This window comes from Stenotrophomonas pictorum JCM 9942 (assembly GCF_001310775.1).
Lineage (GTDB): Bacteria > Pseudomonadota > Gammaproteobacteria > Xanthomonadales > Xanthomonadaceae > Stenotrophomonas > Stenotrophomonas pictorum.
Genome location: NZ_BAZI01000568.1, coordinates 1 through 1,340, shown reverse-complemented (window position 1 = coordinate 1,340; position 1,340 = coordinate 1). Strand labels below are relative to the sequence as shown.

The following is a 1,340-nucleotide window of genomic DNA, read 5'->3' as shown; positions in this document are numbered from 1 at the left end:
CCACCTCGCCCACGGTCAGGCCGCGCGCGGCCAGCTGGTCGCGGTCCAGCCACACCCGCATCGCGTAGCGCTGCCGGCCGCCGATGCGGATCTGCGCTACCCCGTCGATGCTGGAGAAACGGTCCACCACGTAGCGCTCGGCGTAGTCGCTCAGCTCCAGCGTGTCCATCGAGCTGGAGCTCATGTTGAACCAGATGATCGGGTCGGCGTCGCTCTCGACCTTGGCGATCTCCGGCGGCCGCGCTTCTTCGGGCATGCGGTCGGCGACGCGGCTGACCGCGTCACGCACATCGTTGGCGGCGGCCTCGATGTCGCGGTTGGCATTGAACTCGATGCTGACCGAGGCGCGGCCATTGGTGCTGCGCGCGTTGATCGTGTCGATGCCCTCGATGCCGGCCAGCGCGTCTTCCAGCACCTGGGTGACGCGGCTTTCGATCACCGCGGCCGAGGCGCCGGTGTAGTCCACCGACACCGACACGATCGGCGGATCGATCGCCGGCAACTCGCGCAGGGTCAGCCGGCTGAACGACATCAAGCCCAGCACCACCAGCAGCAGGCTCATCACCACGGCCAGCACCGGCCGCTTGATCGAAAGGTCGGACAGCTTCATCCGGCAGCCGCCTGCGTGGCGGGCGCCGGCGCGGCGGCGGCCGGCTTGGCATCTTCGATCTTGATGCCCGGACGCAGCTTGCCGGTGCCGTCGATGACGATGCGCTCACCGGCGCTCAGGCCGTCGATGACTTCCACCACGCCGGCGCGGCGGGTGCCGGTCTTGACGTCGACCCGCTCGACGCTGGCATCGTCCTTGACCCGGTAGATGAAGGAGTCACGACCGACCTGGACCACGGCGATCTCCGGGATCACCAGCGCCTGCCGCTCGGGGCGGAACAGGCGCACATCCAGCAGCATGCCCGGACGCAGCGCGTGATCGGCATTGGCGAAATCGGCGCGCACGGTCACCGCGCGGCTGCCCGGATCGACCCGCGCATCGATGGTGCTCACCCGTCCCTCGAAGGTACGCCCGGGCCAGGCGATGCTGCTGCCGACGACCTTGTCGCCAGGCTGCAGCGTCGCCAGCTCGGCCTCCGGCAGCGGGAAATCGACATGCATGCGCGACAGGTCATCCAGCGTGGCGATCGGTGTGCTCGGCGTCAGCAGCGCGCCGGGGCTGATCTGGCGGATACCCAGCACGCCGGCGAACGGCGCGCGGACCTGGCGGTCACCGATATCGGCGCGCATCTGCCGCACGCGGGCCTCGGCGGCATCGCGGATGGCTTTTTGCGTGCCCAAGGTGGAATGGGACACCAGCTGCTGCGCAGCCAGCTCGCGCTGGCGCTGGT

The 1,340-nt window shown here is 69.6% G+C and carries 2 protein-coding genes; both read right to left on the bottom strand.

Annotation, left to right across the window (positions count from 1 at the left end; translation table 11 throughout):
* Window positions 1-610, bottom strand: a 610-nt coding sequence (locus tag JCM9942_RS16120) for an efflux RND transporter permease subunit (RefSeq protein ID WP_172675174.1), incomplete at its 3' end; no start/stop codon positions are given.
* The coding region (locus tag JCM9942_RS16115; RefSeq protein WP_054660869.1) for an efflux RND transporter periplasmic adaptor subunit at window positions 607-1,340 on the bottom strand (734 nt) is incomplete at its 5' end. The genes JCM9942_RS16115 and JCM9942_RS16120, both read right to left, overlap by 4 nt.